Source organism: Janthinobacterium sp. SUN128, from assembly GCF_030587275.1.
GTDB lineage: Bacteria > Pseudomonadota > Gammaproteobacteria > Burkholderiales > Burkholderiaceae_D > Janthinobacterium > Janthinobacterium lividum.
Map to the genome: position 1 here is coordinate 202723 of NZ_JAPWHY010000006.1, position 15381 is coordinate 218103.

Consider the following 15381-nt stretch of genomic DNA (forward strand, 5'->3'; position numbering starts at 1 on the left):
GCGCGTGCGCCGCGCCTTGCCTGGCTACTTTGTGGGGCTGAGGAAGTCCAGCGCGAACGGCGGCGCCTTGCCAGCCATGAGATCGGCCAGGATGCGCGCCGTGCCGGCGGCAAAGGTAAAGCCCAAGGGGCCGTGGCCCACGTTGAGCCACAGATTGCCAACTTTGCTGGCGCCCACCAGCGGCGCGCTGTTCGGCGTGGCGGGGCGCAGGCCGGCCCAGGCCGTGGCCTGGTCGTAATCGGCGCCGTGCGGCATGGCTTCGCGCGCCAGCCGCGTCAGGCCCGCGATGCGGTCCCAGTCGATGCTGTTGTCGGCGCCCACCATGTCGACCATGGCGGCCACGCGCAGGTCGCCACCGATGCGTGCATACAGTACCTTGCGTTCGAAATCCGTGATGCTGATCTCGGGCGCCCGGTGCTGCGCGCGGATGGGCGCCGTCAGGCTGTAGCCCTTCAGCGGGTACAGGGGCAGGTAGATGCCCGCCGTGGCGGCCAGGTCGCGGCTCTGGATGCCGGCCGCCAGTACATAGTGATCCGCTTGCAGCAAGCCCAGGCTCGTATCGACGCCCGTGATCCTGCCCTTGTGCGTGACGAGGCGGCGCGCCTCGCCTTTTAATAAGAGCGAACAATTCGGGTGCTGCAGCAGGCGCGCTTCCAGCGCCAGGCAAAAGGCGTGGCAATCGGCCACCGCCTCGCCTTGCGTAAAAATGCCGCCAGCTAGGGCGCCTTGCAAGGCGGCCAGCGCCGGTTCGCGCTGCACGGCTTCCGCCGGAGACAGGACGATGCGCGCCTCTTCCGACTCGGGCCGCGCCACGGCCCGCTGAAAGATGGCGGGCGAACGGTAGACGATGAGCTTGCCCGCATCGCGCCAGGCATACGCTTCGGGCGGTACCGTCAGCTCCAGCTGCGCCATGCCGGCGCGGCTCCATTCTCCCAGTTGCAGCAGCTTGGCCGTCGTGCGGGCATTGCTGGCGCTGTTGCAATTACGCAAGAAACTGGCCATCCAGCGCCATTGGCGCCAGTCCGCTTCGGGACGGAAGCGCAGCGGACCGTCTTTCTGCAGCAGCCATTGCAGGGCTTTGAAGGGCACGCCCGCATCGGCCAGCGGGGCTACATAGCGATAGCTGAGTTGGCCGCCATTGCGGTAGCTGGCGGCGATCGCCACCTGTTCATTGCGTTCCAGTAAGGTGACCTTGTAGCCGGCCTCGGCCAGCCACCAGGCCGATGTCAGACCGACGATGCCGCCGCCGATGATGATGACTTGTTGCTGCATGTTGCCTCGCTGCGTTGCGCTCCCATGGTGCGGAAGCATTCGGGAAGAGCTTAGAGGCTGGCCGTCAGCGCAGCCAATGAAACATCATGGTGCAGCCATAACTTTCAGGAATGCACCATTTCAATGCAAGGACTGATTGTTATCAATCGCACCACGGTATAGCGCGGTGAGTATCAATTCCTCGCTGCGCCCCATGGCGGAATACGTGCCAGGATAATGTTCGGGATCGCTGCCCGTGCCGCCCACCAGCATCACCATGCCGTTCCTGTTCTTGAAATCGAGCACGAAGGCAGAGACCAGGCCATACGCGTCGCCCAGGTGGCCCACGGCCGTGAAGCTGGCACCCTCGACCAGGCGGTTGCCCTGCCCTGCCACCGCATCGAATTGCTGGTTGCCCAGGCCCCAGGCGTGGTACAGGCCCCGTTCGCTGTCGCCATTGCGTCCGTCCGGCGCCAGCTGCCATTGGCGGCCAAACATCAGCGCGATGCTGGCCGGCTGCAATAGTTGTTTTCCCTGATAACGCCCGCCGTCGAGCAGCATCTGCATGACCGTGCCCAAGCCCGCAGCAGAGATGCGCAAGCCGCCCGTGGGGCTGAAGACGGTGGCATTGCTACCGATCACATACCGTTCGAGGCCGGCTGGCGCGGCCGGTGGGCGTTGGTAAAAATCATCGGCTTGCGCGATCCAGGGGCCGTGTGGCTGCCAGATCTCCGTCTCCAGCGTGCGCTTGCGGTACAGGGTAGCCGTGTTTGCCACATCCTCCGCCGGGAAGGCGGCCGGATTGTAGCCGCCGCGCACATCGAGGGGATCGAGCAGCAGGCGCCGCATCAGCAAGTCGAAGCGCTCGCCCGTGACTTTTTCCATCACGGTGCCGATCACGCCCCAGTTCAGGTTGGCATACGTGAAATAGCGGCCCGGCGCCGCGGCCGCATCCCACATCGTATCGGTGCCGGCCGTAAACACGTCGCGCAAGCTGCGTTCGGGGCCCCAGGCATAGCCGCCCGCATCGCGCAGCGAGGAAGTGTGGCTGAGCAGGCTGCGCAAGGTCAACGGTTGCTGGGGGAAATGCGGGTTGCGCAGGGAAAAACCCAGATAGATGCCCACGTCCTGGTCCAGGCTCAGCTTGCCCTGCTCGACCAGCCGCATCAGGCCCAGGGTAGTCATCATCTTCGAGACGGAGGCGATGCGGAACAGGGTGGCTGGCGTCACGGGCAAGTTCTCTGTCGGCGTGGCGCCGATATGCCGGTAGCCAAATTGTTGTTGATACGACACCTTGCCGTGGCGGATAGCCAGCACGGACAGGCTGGCCAGCGGGTGGGCCGCATCATCGACGATGGCCGATAGCGTGGCATCGAGCGCGCGCTGCTGGTCCTTGCCGCTACCGGGCGGGGCGGCAAGCGCCGTCCACGTCGTACCCAGCAGCAGCAAGCCCAGTAAACCCGTCATTTTATTGTGCATGTTCCCTGTTTCGCGGTGTGGTGGAGGCGCCACCAGCATAGGGCGCGATGGTTTACTGCGCTAATGAAAATTGCTTATTTATCCATAATACAAAGCTATACGTACGGTAAAACATTGTTTTTTTAAGTGTATAACCGTTATTTATGGTCATTTTCCATTTATTCATGGGTGGACGGGCTACGCGCAGGCGCCATCGCTATTACACTAGGAGGACAAGGAGAACTGTATGAGCCAGACCAGCGTAGAACTCAAGGTCGATTTAAATGACAATTCGCCTTTATATATGCAGATCGCCCGCAAGCTGAGCGATGACGTACGCAACGGCCGCTACCAGGTAGACCAGGCCCTGCCATCCGAACGTACCCTGTCCGAACTGCTCGACGTATCGCGCGTGACTGCCCGCAAGGCCATCGACCAGCTCGTCGAGCAAGGCCTCGTCGTGCGCCGCCGCGGTTCGGGCAACTATATTGCCCCGCGCATCGAGCAGCCACTGTCGAACCTGTCGAGCTTTTCCGAGCAGCTGCAGCAGCGCGGCTACCGCCCCGGCTCGCGCTGGCTCAAGCGCGAAGTCGTCATCGCCAGCAGCGATGAACAGCTGAGCCTGGGCCTGGCGCAGAACACGAAGGTGGCGCGCCTGGAGCGCCTGCGCCTGGCCGATGACGTCGTGATGGCATATGAAGTGAGCGTCTTGCCGTTCAGCGTGGTGCCGGAGCCTGAGGCGATGGGTGATTCGCTGTATGAATACTTGAGCAGCATCAAGAAGGCCCCCGTGCGCGCCCTGCAGCACATCCGCGCCATGAATGCGACGGACGTGCTGGCCAAGCAATTGGGCATCCCCGATGGCCAGGCCGTGCTGTTCATCACGCGCATCGCCTACCTGGAGTCGGGCGAAGCGGTGGAGCTCACGCATTCGTATTGCCGCAGCGATCATTACGACTTTGTGGCGGAAATGCGCCGCGCTCCGTAAGCTTACTGCTCGATCAGGCGGATCATGGATTCCGCCACGCCGACAGACGCTTCCCAGCTCATGCCGGTCACCAGCCGGCCATCGACCTCGACGTGGCTCTTGCCGTTGGCGCCGTGCCTGAATATGCCGCCATGGCGCTTGATGCTCGCTTCTGCCGAAAAAGGATAGGCCTTGTAGACCGGCGATTCCTTGTTCAGAAACGCATCGGGGAACGAGGTGAGCACCTTGCCCTGGATCAGGAAAGTACCGTCACGCAGCTTCAGGTTCTTGATGCCCTCGGTGCCATGGCAGATGGCCGCGATCACCCCGCCCTGTTGTTCGTAGATACGCAAGGCGATGTCCTGCAGCGCCTTGTTTTCCGGGATACCGACGATGGCCGCGCCGCCGCCGACGAAAGCCATGCCCGCATACTCGTCCGCCCTGACCTCGGAAACGGGCTTGGTATGGGCCAGTGCCCACATGAAGTCACTGTCGTACAGGTGTTTCTTGAGCAGGGCGTCCGACGTGACGATCATTTCCAGAGGAATGGCGCCACCCTCGGGACTGACGAAGTCGACGGCGTACCCCGCTTTGCGAAAGACATCATAGGTATACGCGATCTCCGGAAAATTATTGCCAGCGTTAACCTTTGTGCCCGGATACTGATGTACATTCGACACCACCAGCAGCACCTTGCGTGCGTGGCGCGGGGCTGCTGGCTCGCGATGGGCCGACTTGCTGACGATTTTCCAGTTGCCGGCGATCTTTTTCAACAGAAAGACATCCACATAGCGCACCCCTTGCTCAGGAATGTGGATCTCGGCCTTGGCCGTGGCCACCTTGCCGCTCACATCCACCTTGATCAGTCGCCCGTGGCGCCCATTGAATTGCCCTGCTTTCTCCTGGGAAAAGAGTTTGGCGTATTCCGGACCGCTCAACTCCCATTCCGCATCGTTTTTGCCGTCCAGGTAAAGGCGGGAATTTGCATGGAAGGCCTGGTTGATCTCGCTTTGTACGTTAAAGCTGGTGCCATGCATATACAAGCGCACGGTTTCCCGGATGGCATTTTCGTCCTGGTCTGCGGCGGTGCCGACGGCGGTGATGCTCAGGAAGCAACAGGCGAGTATCGTTCGCAATAAAAACTGAATCATGGATGTACCCTGCATATAGAACTGCGTTTATCGGAGCAACGACTATTTCAGATCGCTGGTGCTCGATAATTTATCGAAGTGCAGGGGAATGGATGTCGCCAAACACGATTTCAGACTCCGGAATGGCGATTCCGGAGTGCTTTTATGCGGAAATGGCCCTGGCCGGCTGGCCAGATTGAGCCCGGAAGCTGGCGGGCGTCTGTCCAGCCACTTTCTTGAAGGTCGAGTAGAAGGTGGAACTGGAATTGAACCCGCAGCGCTCGGCGACGGTATCCATGTTCCATTGCGGCTCGTCGGTCAATACCTGTTTCGCTTCGGCGATACGGTATTCGTTGACGTAGGTCGTGAAGCTCTTGCCCAGCTTGTCATTCAGTACCTGCGACACCTGCGCCTGAGTGCATCCCGCCCGCTTGGCGAGTTGGGCCAGGGTCAGGTTCGGATTCAGATAGGATTTCTGTCCGCTCATCTGTTGTTCCAGCGCGGCAAGCACGGCCAGCGTATCTTCGTGCGCCAGGCGGTTATTCTGGTACTTCTGTTTCGGCTCGGATGGCGTCAAGCCTTCCTTTCTCAGCAGAAAGACCATCACCGCCACATGCAGCGAGAAGGTGAATGACAAGGCGCCAACGATATAGGACGTGAACGGCGTGCTCGCGTACGCCGCCAGCATGACGCAGCTGCCTGCAAAGACGCTCAGCAGGAGCACGCTGCTGGTCGCCATCCGCTGTCCCTCGTTCCACCATGCGCGGCGGCTTTGCCACAGCAGCCTGGCGGTTGCCAGCAGGTAGCATAGCCAGAACACATGAATGGCATGGCTCGACTGGTTCCACACAGCAGGATACGCGGAATACGGAAAGGCAACGCCAATGCCGATCAGCAGAAAGGACAAGCCCAGGTGCCAACGCCATTGTTGTCCGGCAGGCAATTGCGCGAGCCCGGCCAAGAAAGAGCGCACATAGAGATAGGTCAAGGGACCGATCAGCAGGCAGGCCGACAGGCCCAGCTGGCGGAATTCGATTGCGATCGCCGGGTTGAAGTAGAGGAAGGCGGATTTGGCGGTGCGCACCCCGACGGCAAGCAACAATGCGCCCAGCATGCAGTCGGCCAGGCAGCGGGGCCGGCGGCTGAAAAAATAGACGGCCAGGAAAATGCCGTTGATGGCGCCAAGGGCGCTAAACAGGAACAGCAATTGGCGAGCGATCATGGGGCGTGTCGTGGATGTTGGCGTCGAACCCAAGTATAGACACAAACGGGAGCGTATCGAAGTACAAGTAGGACATCATCACGTTCCTGCACCAGCCATAAACTCCCGTTATGCCCGCCCGCCATCCTTTCATGGTTGATCCCGCTCGTTGGTATTAAACTGGTTTCACGGTCAACCATGTTCTGAAATCATGTTGAAAACTGAAACTCCGAGCCGGCGGCATCCGGATCTGGACCTGTATCCGGTGGAGCAACTGGTGGCGGCGCTGGTCGATGACCAGTTCTGGGCCGTCGAGGCTGTGCGGCTGGCGTCGCCCGACATCGCTGCCGCCATCACGGCCGCCCTGCCCCGCATCGCTGCCGGCGGCCGCCTGCTGTACGTGGGCGCGGGCACGTCGGGCCGCCTGGGCGTACTCGACAGTGTCGAACTCAATCCCACGTTTTCGTGGCCGCCCGAGCGGGCCGTCGCCCTCCTGGCCGGCGGCGCGGGCGCCATGTTCACGGCTGTCGAAGGGGCGGAAGATAATTTGCAGCAAGGCGAGGCGGACTTGCTGTCCCTGCAGCCGCAAGACAATGACGTGGTGATCCTGCTGGCCGCCTCCGGCGCCACGCCGTATGTGCTGGGCGCCCTGCTGGCCGCGCGCAAGGCGGGCGCCTTGACGATAGGCATCGCCAACAATGTGGATGCGCCTGTGGCGCACGAGGCGCAATGCGGCATCGTGCTCGACACGGGCACGGAAGTCATTTCCGGCAGCACCCGCCTGAAAGCGGGCACGGCGCAAAAAATCACCCTGAACACGATTTCCAGCGCGCTGATGGTCGGTTTGCATAAAACTTACGGAAACTTGATGGTAGACTTGAAGCCGACCAACGCCAAGCTGATCTGGCGGGCGGTGCGTCTCACCATGCACGCCACCGGCGCCAGCGAAGTGCAGGCCAGGACCGTGCTGGAGCAATGCCAATTTCACGTCAAGGTGGCGATTGTTGCCTTGATCAAAAAAATCAACACAAACCAGGCACAGGCATTGTTGGCCGGCGCGGACGGCAGTGTGCGGGCGGCACTGGCGGCGTGATCCGATGGCGCGGCATTCTTCTGTCTGGGAGACAACGAAGGATGTATGGAGCTAGTGAAACAAACCGCCCCGGCGCGCGCTAAAAATCCGTGGCTGTGGATCCCTTCCCTGTATTTTGGCCAGGGCATCCCCTATGTAGTGGTCATGACACTGTCCGTGATCATGTACAAGAACTACGGTTTTTCCAATACGGATATCGCGCTATATACGAGCTGGCTGTACTTGCCGTGGGTCATCAAGCCCCTGTGGTCACCCTTTATCGACATGTACCGCACCAAGCGCTTCTGGATCGTCGGCTTGCAGCTGGTGATTGGCGCCGCGCTGGCGCTGGTGGCCCTGACGACGTCGCTGCCGCACTTTTTCCAGATTAGCCTGGCCATCTTCTGGCTGATGGCCTTCAGTTCCGCCACGCATGACATCGCCGCCGACGGTTTTTATATGCTGGGCCTGGAAGAACACCAGCAGGCGGCCTTTGTCGGCGTGCGCAGCACGTTTTACCGCCTGGCGATGATCGCCGGCCAGGGTGGCCTCGTGTACCTGGCCGGCTATCTGACGCATGCGACGGGCAATGTGCAGCTGGCCTGGTCCGTCGTGTTTGCGATTTTGGCGGGCCTGTTCATCGCCCTCTTCCTGTACCACTATTTTGTCCTGCCGAAACCGCAGGATGACCGCCCCAGCATCCAGGGCGCCGGTGTTTCTCCGCTGCAGGAGTTCGTTGCCACCTTTGCCTCCTTTTTCAAGAAGAAGGATATTTTGGTCATCCTGGGCTTCTTGCTGCTGTTCCGCCTCGGCGAAGCGCAACTGCTCAAATTGGCTGCGCCCTTCCTGCTCGACCCCGTTGCCAAGGGGGGCCTGGGCCTCAGCACGGAACAGGTGGGCCTCGTCTACGGCACCATCGGCGTCATCGCCCTGACCTTGGGCGGCTTGCTGGGCGGATTCATCATTTCCCGCTTCGGCTTGAAACGTTGCCTGTGGATCATGGTGCTGTCCGTCCACTTGCCCGACCTGGTGTTTGTCTATCTGGCCACCGCTTTGCCCAGCAGCATCTATGTGATTGCCAGTGGCATCGCCCTGGAGCAATTTGGCTATGGCTTCGGTTTCGCTTCGTATATGTTGTACATGATCATGGTCTCCGATGGCGCCCATAAAACGGCCCATTACGCCATCTGTACGGGCTTCATGGCCCTGGGCATGATGCTGCCGGGCATGGCCAGCGGCTGGATCCAGCAAATGCTCGGTTACCAGCATTTCTTCATCTGGGTTTGCATCGCCACCATTCCTGCTTTCATCATGGCCGCGCTGGTCAAGATCGATCCCGAATTCGGCAAGAAGGCCGAGGCCTGATTCTTTTGAACCGTGCGCCCGCATGGATGGCGGGCGCACAGTAAAATGCCCGCACCGATAGACCTGCGCTTCACCACTGCAAGGAATTGTTTTGTTGTCTACTTTCAAAAAACGCCTGGGCGCCAGCGCCGGCGTACTGGCCGCGCTGGCCACCGCCACATTGCTCAGCAGTTGTACCAGTACCAGGCTGCCCTCCGCAGTGACGCCAGGCGAAGCGGGTTTGCCGGCCGTGCCGCCCGTGCAGCACATCACGGGCGAAGTGCCGCCGCCGGCACCGCGCGAGTTCCGCGCCGCCTGGGTCTCGACGGTCGCCAATATCGACTGGCCCAGCCGCAGCAATTTGCCTGTCGCCAAGCAGCAAGCGGAGGCGCTGGCCATTCTCGACCGCGCCAAGTCCTTGAATCTGAACGCGATTGTGCTGCAGGTGCGGCCCAGCGCCGACACGATTTACCCATCGCAACTGGAGCCTTGGTCGGAATACCTGACCGGCAAGCAAGGCCAGCCGCCATTGCCCATGTATGACCCGCTGGCCTTCTGGGTGGCGCAGGCGCACGCGCGCGGCCTGGAATTGCACGCCTGGTTCAACCCCTACCGTGCCCGTCACGCGACGGCCAAGTCGCCGCTGGCACGCGACAGTTTCGCTTCCACCAACCCGGCGTCCGTCAAGCAATACGGCCGCTACCTGTGGATGGACCCGGGCGACGCCGCCGCCTCCAGGCACACGACGGACGTGGTGCTGGACGTGGTGCGCCGCTACGATATCGACGGCGTGCACATCGATGATTACTTTTATCCGTACCCGATCGATGCGCCTGGCGCCGGTGCCGGTGCGGAAACAGCCGCGCTGGACGCGGGCAATGGCGGCGCCAAGCGCGAACTGCCGTTCCCCGATGAGCCTTCCTGGCAGCAATATTTGCTGGCCGGTGGCCAGCTGGACCGCCCTTCCTGGCGCCGCCAGAATGTCAACCAGCTGATCGAAGCCTTATATACAGGCATCCACCGCGAAAAGAGCTGGGTGCGCTTCGGCATCAGCCCGTTCGGCATCGGCCGTCCGGACCGCCGCCCGGTCGGCATCGTTGGCTTCAGCCAGTACGATAAATTGTATGCGGATGCGGAACTGTGGCTGGCCAAGGGCTGGCTCGATTACCTGTCGCCACAGCTGTACTGGCCCGTGGCCCAGGCGCCGCAAGCGTTTGGCGTGCTGCTCGACTACTGGCTGGCGCAAAATCCGTATGGCCGCCACGTGTGGCCGGGCCTGTACACGAGCCGCATCGACAATTCCGCCAAGTCCTTCACGCCGCAAGAGATCATCAAGCAGATCGAAGTGACGCGCACGCGCCCCGGCGCGAATGGACAAGTGCATTTCAGCATGGTGCCGCTGATGCAGAACCGCAAGGGTGTCAGCGAGCAACTCAAGGCGACCGTATATCAAAGCCCTGCCCTGATTCCCGCCACGCCGTGGCTGGGCAAGGAAGCACCGGGTACGCCCGTGCTGGCCTTGCGCCGCGATTCCACCAGTCTGAACATCAAATTGACGGCGGGGGGCGGCAAAGCCGTGGCGCAGTACGCGGTCTGGGCCCGCTACGGCGAAGACTGGCGCTTTACCGTGGTCACGGGCGTGCAAGGCGAGCTGACCCTGGTCGACGATGCCATTGGTAAAGTCAATGCGGTAGTGGTCAGCGCCGTGGACCGCCTCGGCAATGAAAGCCCCCGCGTTACCGTGCGCGCACCGTTTACGGCCCCCGCCAAGTAGTTGTTGACCGTTCACCGCTAGTCCATAACCTGCAGGCATGAAACATGCGCAAGCTTTCATGCCTGCAAGCTCAGCTTGGCTTTACACTCATGCCATGATTTCCTTCCCTGTAACCAATACTGACACTGCCGTGCTGGGGCTGGGCATCGACGCGGGCGGCACGCAGACGCGCTGGGCCTTGGCCAACGGGGACGGCGTCATCGTGGCCGATGGCGCTGTGGAAGGCTTGTCTGCCTTGCAAATGAGCAGCGAAGCGGGCCGCGCGGCCGTGCACGCCGCATTTTCCAGGTTGTGCCAGGCCGTGCTGGCCGTTGGCCAACCGCGCGCCGTGGTGGCGGGCTTGACGGGCTTTGGCGGCGACGATGTGGCGCTGGCGCCCATGCTGGCGACCCTGCTGGCGCTGGACGTCGGTGACGTCCGCTTGGGCAACGATATTGATATCGCTTATCGCGACAGTTTTGAACCCGGCGAAGGTTATCTGGTCTACGCTGGCACGGGCTCGATTGCCGCCTGGATCGATGCGGATGGCGTATTTCATCGCGCAGGCGGGCGCGGCGTGCTGCTTGACGATGGCGGTGGCGGTTACTGGATCGCGCGCGAAGCCTTGCGCTACATCTGGCGCCGCGAAGATGAGGCGCCTGGCAGTTGGCAAGACTCGCCCATGGCCGAAGCCGTGTTTGCGCAACTGGGCGGCAGCGACTGGTCGCTGTCGCGCGCCTTCATGTATGGCCAGGACCGGGGCGCCATCGGCCGGCTGGCGCTGGCCGTGGCCGCCAGTGCGGAAAGCGACCCGTTGGCGCTGGACATCTTGCAGCGCGCGGGACAGGAACTGGCGCGCCTGGCGCTGGCCTTGACGACGCGCTACGGTCCCCGTCCTGTGGTGCTGGCGGGCCGCGCAGCGCAATTGCACCCGGCCATCGCGGTTGCCATGCGCGCCGCTTTGCCGGTATCGTTGATGATGGAGCAAAAAGTTGCCCGTTCGCATGAGGCTGCGGCCAAGGTGGCAGCCCGGGCAGCCAGCCAGCGTACTGGCAAGAACTGAACATTTTACCAACCCGAACACGGATCTTTCATGAAAAAAATCGCCCTCGCCCTGCTGGTGGCCCTGCTCTCCGCCTGTACCACGCCCGCGCCGCACCTCGACCACAGCTTGAACGCGCGCAGCCAGAGTCCGCGCGTGAAATTCATCGTCATCCATTACACGGTCAGCGATCTGCCCCGCTCGATCAAGATCCTGACGGAACAAGTGGTCAGCAGCCATTATTTGCTGACGGACACGGACAAGCCGAAGTTTTACGTGCTGGTCGACGAATCGCGCCAGGCCAATCATGCGGGTGTGAGTAACTGGAAGACTTATACACAGCTGAATGTCAGCTCGATCGGTATCGAGATCGTCAACCCTGGCTACAAGGACACGCCGGAAGGCCGCCTTTGGTATCCGTTTCCCCAGGCACAGATCGATGAGCTGATTCCGCTGTTGAAAGATATCCAGGCCCGCTACAACATCGCGCCGGAAAATATCCTTGGCCATAACGAGATCGCCCCACAGCGCAAGCAGGATCCGGGTCCCCTGTTTCCTTGGCGCCAGCTGGCCGATGCGGGCCTGATCGTATGGCCCGATGCGAACCGTGTTGCCGCGCAGCGCCTCATTTTTGAGCAGCAAGTGCCGGATGCCGTCTGGTTCCAGAAAAAGCTGGCCCAGCACGGCTATGCGACGCCGAACACGGGCGTCTTCGATGAAGCGACGCGCAATGTGCTGATCGCTTTCCAGATGAAATACCGCAACACCTTGTTCGATGGCACGCCCGATGGCGAAACGGCGGCCCTGCTGGAAGTGCTGACGACGCCGGCCCCAGCTGTTGTTGCAAAGTAGCATAGCCGTTCCAGCCCATGACTTTTTCTTATATGCTGAACGTTGAAGGCCCGGGTGGCCACGGCAAGGTAAAGGAATAGCTCATGCGGCTGCGTCATATCGAAGTGTTTCACGCCATCATGCAAGTTGGCACCATCAGCGGCGCGGCCCAGGTGCTGCATATTTCGCAGCCGGCCGTGACCAAGGTCTTGCAGCATTGCGAATTGCAACTGGGCATGCCGCTGTTCGAGCGCGTACGGGGCAAGTTGTATCCGAAGCCCGAGGCACACCGCTTGTTTGTCGAGACGGAAAAGCTCAACCGCGATTTATTGGGCATCCGCCGCCTGGCAGCCAGCCTGAAGGGTCATGCGGTGGAAACCATCCGCTTGGTCTCTACGCCGACGATTGCCATCAGCGTCTTGCCGTTTGCCATGACGGAGTGGCGGCGCGACTTCCCCCACACGCGTTGTCAGCTGGCTACCCACCACACGGGCGAGATCGTCAATACCTTGCGCCTCGGTGAAGCGGACTTGGCCGTGTCGCTGCAAGACCCGCGTCATCCGGGCATCGTGGCTGAACCCATCGCGCAGGGCGTCATGACGGTGATTGCGCCGGCCGGTACCTGGCATGCGGCCGATTGCGGCACGCCGTTGACGGCGCATGGCTTGAACGGCGAACTGATCGGCCATGCCGACAATGATCCGCTGGGCGAACTGGTGGTCGCCGCCTGCGAGGCGCAGGATATCCACCCCGTGTTTTCCACCGTGGTGCAGACCTATCAAATCGCCCGTTCCCTGGTGGAAGCGGGCGCCGGCATGGCCGTGGTCGATCCTTTTACGGCTGCGTCCGGCTCGCCCGAGCGCCTGCAGCGCCGTCCCTGGGCGCCCACCATCCCCATCCAACTGTATTTATTGACGGCGAGCCACTCGCCGCTGTCGCATGGCGCGCGGCGCCTGGCCGACAGCATCGGCGTGGCGGCGCGCAACTGCCTGGAAAGAGGAGTCTGATGTCTGTTGCAAGTTTGCAATTAGAAGCGGTCGGCAGCGATCCGCAATTTCGCCACCTGAGCAGCATCGCCGGCATCGCCGTCGACTTGCGCTATGCCACGCCCGACAATTTCGTCGGCCGCGACTTATACAGTCCCATCGATTGCGCATGGCTGCACCGCGATGCGGCCGCCGCCCTGGAAAAAGCCGTGGCCTGGCTGGCCGTGAAGCGCCCCGATCATCATTTATTGGTGCTCGATGCCCTGCGTCCGCAACGGGTGCAGCAGCAATTGTGGGATGCGTTGCAAGGAACGGAGTTGCTGGGCTATATCGCCGAACCGTCGCGTGGCTCGATCCACTCGTTCGGCATGGCGCTCGACATCACCATCGTCGGCCCGGATGGGCAGGAACTGGACATGGGGACTGGCTTTGATGATTTAAGTGAGCGCTCGCACCCGGCGCTGGAGCTGGTTTTGCTGGAGAAAGGGGAAATTACCGAGGAACATGTTGCGCACCGCCGCGTGTTGCGCGACGCCATGTTCCAGGCGGGCTTCTTCGGCATCAACAGCGAATGGTGGCATTTCGATTGCGGCGACCGGGTGCTGGTGCGCCAGACCTACACCCGGGTTCTCTGATTAGAAGACCTGTAAACCCTTCAGCATCACGATCAGGATCAGCACGGGAGAGACAAAGCGCAGCAGGAACAGCAGCACATGCGCCAGGGTTTTATTTTGCAGCTGGCCATGGTTGCCGATCGCATCAATGAAATGGTCCTTGCCCCAGGCCCAGCCTGTAAACAAGGCAATCGCGATGCCGCCGACGGGCAGGAAGATATTCGACGAGACAAAGTCGAACAGATCAAACATATTCAGATTGAATAACTTGAAGTCCGCCAGCGTGCTGTTACTGAGGGCGCATACGGAACCGAGCACGGCCAGCAGCAGCATGGTCACGATGGTGGCCCTGGTGCGCGTCCAGCCGAAACGTTCATGGAAAATCACGACGGGCACTTCCATCAGCGACAGCATCGCCCCCGTGGCGGCCACGGCAGCCAGGATGAAGAACACCACCATCAGAGCTTGTCCCATCGGTATTTGCGAGAACACGGCGGGGATCGTGATGAACACCAGTGACGGTCCCGCGCTGGGGGCGAAGCCAAAGGTGAACACGGCGGGGAAGATGGCGATGCCGGCCAGCATCGATACGCCGAGGTCGGCCGCCATCACGCGTAAAGTCGTGACGGGAATATTCTGGTCATCGCGGAAATAACTGCCGTACGTCATCATCGTGCCCATGCCAACAGACAATTTGAAGAACGCCAGGCCCATGGCTGTCAGCACGACGGACGCCGTCAGCTTGCTGAAATCTGGGCGGAACAGAAACGCCAGGCCTTCGCCCGCCTTGTCCAGCGACAGGCTGACCGCGCACAGCAGGAGCAGCAGCAGGAATAGCAGCGGCATCAGTTTCTTGGCGATCGCTTCGATGCCCTTGGTCACGCCCAACATCAATATGCCGCCGATAAACAGCAGCACGCCCCATTGCCACAACAGCGATTGCAGGGGATTGCTGATCAGCGAAGCGAAGGCAGCTTCTGTCACCAGCTTGTCGCTGCTGAGGATGGAACCATCGATGGCCTTGGCGATATAGGCAAACACCCAGCCCACCACCTCCGAATAGAACGCCACGATCAGGAAGGCGGCGACCATGCCGATGAGGCCGACCAGCCACCAGGGCTTGCCCTTGGGCGCCAGCTGTTCCATGGTGGAGATCGGGTTGACCTTGGCGCGGCGTCCCAGGGTGATTTCCGCGATCATCACGGGCAGTCCCACTAATAAGGTGGCGAGCAGATAGATGAGCAGGAAGCCGGCGCCGCCATTGGCGCCCGTCAGGTAGGGGAATTTCCAGATATTGCCGAGACCGACTGCGGAACCGAGGGTGGCGGCGAGCACGCCGAAGCCAGTGGTAAAGCCAGCCCGTTTCAGGGTCAGGCCTGATCCTTGAGCTTGTTGTTTCATGGTGAATCTTCTATGGTGGGACGCGAATTTTCGCTGAGGGGGCGAAATTGTAGCAGTTGGCCGCAAATACCCGGGAAAAGCCTTGCTTCCGCTGGGGCGCTTTGCTATAGTTCGCCTCCCCAATGAGACGCACTAGTTTGCGGCACAAAAGGGACAGCCTTCAGGGGCTGGGTAGTAGAAAAGAAGGTGTTGACGATTGTGCTGAAATGCTTCATACTCTTCCTTCTTCGCAGCTGACAAACACAACGCTTTGTCGATAGCGCGAAAGCAGTACCGAATACAGTTCTTTAACAATTAACAGTCGATAAGTGTGGGCATTTGATGTAAGTGC

The 15381-nt window shown here is 61.2% G+C and carries 13 protein-coding genes; 8 read left to right on the top strand and 5 right to left on the bottom strand.

What is annotated here, in order from left to right:
* Positions 1–24 precede the first annotated feature (24 nt).
* Both O3297_RS27010 and O3297_RS27015 read right to left on the bottom strand, forming a co-directional pair.
* Positions 25–1311, bottom strand: coding sequence for a D-amino acid dehydrogenase (locus tag O3297_RS27010; RefSeq protein WP_305051003.1), 1287 nt, complete (start codon positions 1309–1311; stop codon positions 25–27).
* 81 nt (positions 1312–1392) lie between these two features.
* Positions 1393–2730: a serine hydrolase gene (locus O3297_RS27015; RefSeq protein WP_305051005.1), complete on the bottom strand. Its 1338-nt coding sequence runs from the start codon at positions 2728–2730 to the stop codon at positions 1393–1395.
* Between the two features lie 226 nt (positions 2731–2956).
* Here O3297_RS27015 and O3297_RS27020 point away from each other — a divergent pair, with 226 nt between their 5' ends.
* Positions 2957–3697 carry a GntR family transcriptional regulator gene (locus O3297_RS27020; RefSeq protein WP_034782800.1) on the top strand — a complete coding sequence of 247 codons (741 nt, stop codon included), beginning with the start codon at positions 2957–2959 and terminating at the stop codon, positions 3695–3697.
* Positions 3698–3699: 2 nt separating this feature from the next.
* On the opposite strand, the gene O3297_RS27025 is transcribed toward O3297_RS27020, so the two are convergent.
* Positions 3700–4827: a nuclear transport factor 2 family protein gene (locus O3297_RS27025; RefSeq protein ID WP_305051007.1), complete on the bottom strand. Its 1128-nt coding sequence runs from the start codon at positions 4825–4827 to the stop codon at positions 3700–3702.
* A 142-nt stretch (positions 4828–4969) separates the two neighbouring features.
* Positions 4970–6028 carry a helix-turn-helix transcriptional regulator gene (locus O3297_RS27030; protein ID WP_305051008.1) on the bottom strand — a complete coding sequence of 353 codons (1059 nt, stop codon included), beginning with the start codon at positions 6026–6028 and terminating at the stop codon, positions 4970–4972.
* Positions 6029–6218: 190 nt separating this feature from the next.
* Here O3297_RS27030 and O3297_RS27035 point away from each other — a divergent pair, with 190 nt between their 5' ends.
* From O3297_RS27035 to O3297_RS27065, 7 genes are all read left to right on the top strand, one after another.
* Positions 6219–7100, top strand: a complete 882-nt coding sequence (locus O3297_RS27035; RefSeq protein WP_305051009.1) for an N-acetylmuramic acid 6-phosphate etherase — start codon at positions 6219–6221, stop codon at positions 7098–7100.
* A gap of 45 nt (positions 7101–7145) precedes the next feature.
* On the top strand, positions 7146–8444 hold the full coding sequence (locus O3297_RS27040) for an MFS transporter (RefSeq protein ID WP_176381364.1): 1299 nt from the start codon (positions 7146–7148) through the stop codon (positions 8442–8444).
* Between the two features lie 91 nt (positions 8445–8535).
* Complete coding sequence (locus O3297_RS27045; RefSeq protein WP_305051011.1) at positions 8536–10197, top strand: glycoside hydrolase family 10 protein; 1662 nt, start codon at positions 8536–8538, stop codon at positions 10195–10197.
* 94 nt (positions 10198–10291) lie between these two features.
* Entirely contained in the window at positions 10292–11239 is a 948-nt protein-coding gene (locus O3297_RS27050) for an N-acetylglucosamine kinase (RefSeq protein ID WP_305051012.1), read from the top strand.
* Positions 11240–11269: 30 nt separating this feature from the next.
* Complete coding sequence (locus O3297_RS27055) at positions 11270–12070, top strand: N-acetylmuramoyl-L-alanine amidase (protein WP_034752412.1); 801 nt, start codon at positions 11270–11272, stop codon at positions 12068–12070.
* 83 nt (positions 12071–12153) lie between these two features.
* Positions 12154–13056 carry a LysR family transcriptional regulator gene (locus O3297_RS27060; protein WP_034782805.1) on the top strand — a complete coding sequence of 301 codons (903 nt, stop codon included), beginning with the start codon at positions 12154–12156 and terminating at the stop codon, positions 13054–13056.
* A complete protein-coding gene (locus O3297_RS27065) occupies positions 13056–13670 on the top strand; it encodes a M15 family metallopeptidase (RefSeq protein ID WP_305051014.1) in 615 nt (204 codons plus the stop codon). Before O3297_RS27060 ends, O3297_RS27065 begins: the two co-directional genes overlap by 1 nt.
* On the opposite strand, the gene O3297_RS27070 is transcribed toward O3297_RS27065, so the two are convergent.
* A complete protein-coding gene (locus O3297_RS27070; RefSeq protein WP_305051016.1) occupies positions 13671–15050 on the bottom strand; it encodes a sodium-dependent transporter in 1380 nt (459 codons plus the stop codon).
* Positions 15051–15381: the final 331 nt, after the last annotated feature.

Bases quoted from the DNA above. Each gene is read 5' to 3' on its own strand.
- O3297_RS27010 (WP_305051003.1), bottom strand. From the start codon at position 1,311: ATGCTTCCGCACCATGGGAGCGCAACGCAGCGAGGCAACATGCAGCAA.
- O3297_RS27015 (WP_305051005.1), bottom strand. From the start codon at position 2,730: ATGCACAATAAAATGACGGGTTTACTGGGCTTGCTGCTGCTGGGTACG.
- O3297_RS27020 (WP_034782800.1), top strand. From the start codon at position 2,957: ATGAGCCAGACCAGCGTAGAACTCAAGGTCGATTTAAATGACAATTCG.
- O3297_RS27025 (WP_305051007.1), bottom strand. From the start codon at position 4,827: ATGATTCAGTTTTTATTGCGAACGATACTCGCCTGTTGCTTCCTGAGC.
- O3297_RS27030 (WP_305051008.1), bottom strand. From the start codon at position 6,028: ATGATCGCTCGCCAATTGCTGTTCCTGTTTAGCGCCCTTGGCGCCATC.
- O3297_RS27035 (WP_305051009.1), top strand. From the start codon at position 6,219: ATGTTGAAAACTGAAACTCCGAGCCGGCGGCATCCGGATCTGGACCTG.
- O3297_RS27040 (WP_176381364.1), top strand. From the start codon at position 7,146: ATGGAGCTAGTGAAACAAACCGCCCCGGCGCGCGCTAAAAATCCGTGG.
- O3297_RS27050 (WP_305051012.1), top strand. From the start codon at position 10,292: ATGATTTCCTTCCCTGTAACCAATACTGACACTGCCGTGCTGGGGCTG.
- O3297_RS27055 (WP_034752412.1), top strand. From the start codon at position 11,270: ATGAAAAAAATCGCCCTCGCCCTGCTGGTGGCCCTGCTCTCCGCCTGT.
- O3297_RS27060 (WP_034782805.1), top strand. From the start codon at position 12,154: ATGCGGCTGCGTCATATCGAAGTGTTTCACGCCATCATGCAAGTTGGC.
- O3297_RS27065 (WP_305051014.1), top strand. From the start codon at position 13,056: ATGTCTGTTGCAAGTTTGCAATTAGAAGCGGTCGGCAGCGATCCGCAA.
- O3297_RS27070 (WP_305051016.1), bottom strand. From the start codon at position 15,050: ATGAAACAACAAGCTCAAGGATCAGGCCTGACCCTGAAACGGGCTGGC.